General features: G+C 29.8%; 7 protein-coding genes. All 7 read right to left on the reverse strand.

Annotated features, from left to right (window positions below; genetic code table 11):
• Window positions 1-165 precede the first annotated feature (165 nt).
• The gene (locus tag ACOX6R_RS07500; RefSeq protein ID WP_433448845.1) at window positions 166-516 is read right to left on the reverse strand and encodes a hypothetical protein; all 351 of its coding nucleotides are present in this window, start codon (window positions 514-516) and stop codon (window positions 166-168) included.
• A gap of 33 nt (window positions 517-549) precedes the next feature.
• A complete protein-coding gene (locus ACOX6R_RS07505) occupies window positions 550-1242 on the reverse strand; it encodes a type 1 glutamine amidotransferase domain-containing protein (RefSeq protein ID WP_433448847.1) in 693 nt (230 codons plus the stop codon).
• Window positions 1243-1508: 266 nt separating this feature from the next.
• Entirely contained in the window at window positions 1509-1859 is a 351-nt protein-coding gene (locus tag ACOX6R_RS07510; RefSeq protein WP_433448849.1) for a DUF2200 domain-containing protein, read from the reverse strand.
• Window positions 1856-2266: an iron chaperone gene (locus ACOX6R_RS07515; RefSeq protein ID WP_433448851.1), complete on the reverse strand. Its 411-nt coding sequence runs from the start codon at window positions 2264-2266 to the stop codon at window positions 1856-1858. The genes ACOX6R_RS07510 and ACOX6R_RS07515 overlap by 4 nt, the downstream gene beginning before the upstream one ends.
• Entirely contained in the window at window positions 2266-2535 is a 270-nt protein-coding gene (locus tag ACOX6R_RS07520; RefSeq protein ID WP_433448853.1) for a DUF1905 domain-containing protein, read from the reverse strand. The genes ACOX6R_RS07515 and ACOX6R_RS07520 overlap by 1 nt, the downstream gene beginning before the upstream one ends.
• A gap of 136 nt (window positions 2536-2671) precedes the next feature.
• Window positions 2672-3064 (reverse strand): arsenate reductase ArsC, encoded by a 393-nt coding sequence (locus ACOX6R_RS07525; RefSeq protein ID WP_433448855.1) that lies wholly within the window; start codon window positions 3062-3064, stop codon window positions 2672-2674.
• Complete coding sequence (locus ACOX6R_RS07530) at window positions 3057-3611, reverse strand: DUF5714 domain-containing protein (RefSeq protein ID WP_433448857.1); 555 nt, start codon at window positions 3609-3611, stop codon at window positions 3057-3059. The genes ACOX6R_RS07525 and ACOX6R_RS07530 overlap by 8 nt, the downstream gene beginning before the upstream one ends.
• Between the last annotated feature and the right edge of the window lie 126 nt (window positions 3612-3737).

Raw genomic sequence — 3737 nt, forward strand, 5'->3', positions numbered from 1 at the left:
TTATATTTATTCGAAAAACAACAAGACCCATCCAATTACCACGCATAAGATGATTTGAATAGGTCTTAGTATAATGAATTTAATTCTTTAATAACAAAAAAGTAATTCCAGTATCTTTTTAGTTAAAACTGTTAATCCAATTTATTTTATATTTTAATTGAAAATTTATCCAACTCTTGTTCCATTTGGTACAGTTTTTTCTGGTACTGCTAAGACTGGAATTATCCCATCTTCATAGCCAATATCAAATAACATTCCATGTGACTTAATTCCAAACATTTCCTTTGGTTCTAAATTTACAACAAATAGAGCTTGTTTACCTTCAACTTCCTTTTTTGGATCTTCTCTTTCCTGTTTCATTCCACATAGAATTGTCCTTTTGAAATCTCCAAAATCAACTGTAAATTTCACTAACTTATCTGAATCTACAACATCTTCTACTAAAATTATAGTTCCAACGCGTATATCAATTTTATCTAAATCATTAATATTAATATTTGCTTTTAATTCTGACATCTATATACCTTCCGTATATCTTAAAAATATTTATTATTTTTCCAAAGATTCTATTAATAGTTCAGCAACTCTTCCACCTGATACTGTATTTTGTCCAGTTATTAACTGTCCATCCTTTACAGCAAAACAAGTAAATGGATCTGCCTTTTTAAAATCTGCTCCACGTTTGATTGATTCATTTTCAGTTCCAAAAGGTACCACTTTATCTTTGCCAATTAATTCTTCTTCTTTTTGTGTAAAACCAGTAATCTTTTTTCCGTCAATTAGATTTTTACCAGATTTATCTTTAATATTGAGAAGTCCTGCAACACCATGGCAAACTGATGTTACATATCCACCATCTTCAAAAATATTTATAGCAATATTTTGTAACTCTTTATTGTCTGGAAAGTCCCAAACTACTCCATGTCCTCCAGTATAGTAAATAGCATCATAATCATCTGGACTTATATCACCAGGCTTTAAAGAATTTGTTAAAGCGCGATCTTTAAAATCATCACTTTCTAACATAGCCTTAGTTTCTGGACTAAAAAATTCATCTTTTAGACTTTGTGGATCTATAGGGACCTCTCCACCCTTTGGACTAACATAATCAACTGTGTATCCATGTTTTTGTACTTCTCTAACAAAATCAGTAGCTTCATTTAGCCAAAGACCTGTCTTTTCAGGATTGTCACCATATGTTGATTGATTAGTTAAAACAACTAAAATTTTATTCTTTTTCATCTTTCTCTCCATTTCTTTTATCTCAAAATTAAAACACTCATTATCGTTAAGTTCCATATATATTTATGAAATCCCTTTAAATAACTTACCCAATTTAGATAAAATAAATATGACTTATTACAATAAAATAATTTCTATTTTGTACAATAAAAAAGTGACGCGAAGTTTTACACTAAACGTCACTAATTTTTGATATTATTAAATACTTAAAAAATTATTTTATAAAATTAAAACTAACAAATTAACTTCTTGGTCAAAGCGTCTGTCTATGACCTTAATATATTTTCCATATTTTTTCCTCTGGCAAGCTCATCTATAAGCTTATCCAAGTATCGAATCTTTTGCATCAATGGGTCGTCTATATCCTCTACCCTAATTCCACAAACTACACCTTTTATTTTATTTGCGTTTGGATTTAATATTGGTGCTTTATCAAAAAATTCTCGATAAGTTATTTCTTTTTCACGAATATCATTTAATTGATTCTCATCATATCCAGTTAACCAAAAAATAATTTGATTTACATCATCTCTACTTCGATTCTTTCTTTCCGCCTTTGCAACCAAAAGTGGATACACCTTTGAAAAAGGCATCTCAAAAACTTTTTCTTTTTTCATTTACTTCCCTCTTCCAATTTCTTAGCTTCTCTTGCTACTTTTATTATAAGCTTCTCGTCTATTTTTCCATACGGAATTTGTATGGTTCCCTTTGATGTTTTATAGCAAGCCAATTCTTCTTTTAAGGTTTCAATAACTTCAGGCCCTGGATAAATTCCAATATGGTTTTTAAATGCAGCAAAATGAATTATATTTTTATTGTTGTAAAAGGTAGGCATAGACCAAGAAATCTTTTCCTTCGAGCATTCTAGTTCTTCTTTTAATAGATTATAAACTTTATATAATTCTTCTTTCTTGTCTCCTTCAAAACTATCAATATACTCTTTTATAGTTTTAGGTTTCTCCTTACAAAAGTGACTTTGGTTCTGTTTTTTAAATTGTCTTCCACAGTTTGGACATGTCCACATTAAATCACCTTTTTCCTCTCTCTTATTGTAACTTCGACCTCATCTCCAAAACTTTTTTCTATTGCTTCTCTTATATCTTTTCGTACACCAATTATATAATCAGGACTTCCCATCTTCACAACCTGGCCGTCGTAAGGATATCCATCGAAGGTTGCATGAACAAGAAGTCTTCCCTTTCCATAAATTTCTTTTATATTATATGGGACAATAATATAAGCTGCATCCATATCCCCATTTTGTATTATCTTTGCCTTAAATTTTAATTCCATGTATTACCACTTTCTTATAAAATATTAATTAAAGATATTATAATTATAGAAATTACCACAAGAGTCTGTGAAATAATTTATACCGAAATTAATTATAGAATAAATGTATAGTAAAATTCATTTCGCTGGGATTTAATTAAATTCTATTCATTAAATCTAAAATATTTTGCTCTATCTTTTTTATAATAATTTTAAATTCTTCATCTGATTTTCCCGTAGGATCTTCTAGTTCCCAATTATCATCAAATGGTCGTCCTATAAAATGGCAAGAGACATTACATCCCATAGATATCACAATATCTGGATTTGGTATATCTGATATTAGTTTGGAATATTGCGTTTTTTCCATGTCGATAGTGTATAAATCTTTCATAATGCGAACTGCATCTTGGTTAATTTGAGGCTTAACTTCAGTTCCAGCTGAATAACTTTCAAAAACATCTGCTGCAAAATATTTCCCTAACGCTTCCGCAATTTGACTTCTACAAGAATTATGTACACAAATAAAAGCTACCTTTTTCTTACTCATAAAATGGACACCTGTCCTTAATACATTGCATATTTAAACTTGAAAATTCACACTTTGTATCATCATATTCGAGTTTAGTATCGTAATGACAATTAATGTATTCTACTCCATATTTAAAAGCAACTTGTGCATCCCTCTTACAACATCTAGGCCCATTTACTTCTCCTAAATTTTTAATTGCTTTATATATAAACTCCATGTGATCTCCCCAAGTCCCATCATTTGATAAAGGCCCTGTACCATCAATTATTGATAGAGCAGCTCCAATAGAAGTAATTGCACCGCATACACCCCATAAACCGCACATAGCACCAGGCATTTTTAGCCCTTCTTGTTTTAATTTTAAAAGTGCATCATCTAAATCGATATCGCCACCGGCATTTTTATAAGCTACAAGTATACCTGCTCCATCTAATACGTGGTGCTCTGGACCATGCATATTTATATAATCATTTTGGGCAATATTTTTAAAAATTGTATGAGGATTAACACTTTTTTGTTCTTTTATGTCATTTATTATTAATTTAGATTTTTCCTCTATATTCACTATTGTTTCCTGCACCAAAAAATTTTATCTTTTATCATTATATCAAAAACTTGGCGTAACTAAATATAACAAACTCAATTCAATTATTTTGATAATTTTTAAAAAGTAAGCTTGTTCATCTTCATC

Origin of the sequence: Peptoniphilus sp., from assembly GCF_050943655.1 — a bacterium.
Taxonomy (GTDB): Bacteria; Bacillota; Clostridia; order Tissierellales; family Peptoniphilaceae; genus Peptoniphilus_A.

Excerpts from the sequence above, each read along its gene's own strand:
- ACOX6R_RS07500 (WP_433448845.1), bottom strand. The coding sequence starts at position 516 with ATGTCAGAATTAAAAGCAAATATTAATATTAATGATTTAGATAAAATT.
- ACOX6R_RS07505 (WP_433448847.1), bottom strand. The coding sequence starts at position 1,242 with ATGAAAAAGAATAAAATTTTAGTTGTTTTAACTAATCAATCAACATAT.
- ACOX6R_RS07510 (WP_433448849.1), bottom strand. The coding sequence starts at position 1,859 with ATGAAAAAAGAAAAAGTTTTTGAGATGCCTTTTTCAAAGGTGTATCCA.
- ACOX6R_RS07515 (WP_433448851.1), bottom strand. The coding sequence starts at position 2,266 with ATGTGGACATGTCCAAACTGTGGAAGACAATTTAAAAAACAGAACCAA.
- ACOX6R_RS07520 (WP_433448853.1), bottom strand. The coding sequence starts at position 2,535 with ATGGAATTAAAATTTAAGGCAAAGATAATACAAAATGGGGATATGGAT.
- ACOX6R_RS07525 (WP_433448855.1), bottom strand. The coding sequence starts at position 3,064 with ATGAGTAAGAAAAAGGTAGCTTTTATTTGTGTACATAATTCTTGTAGA.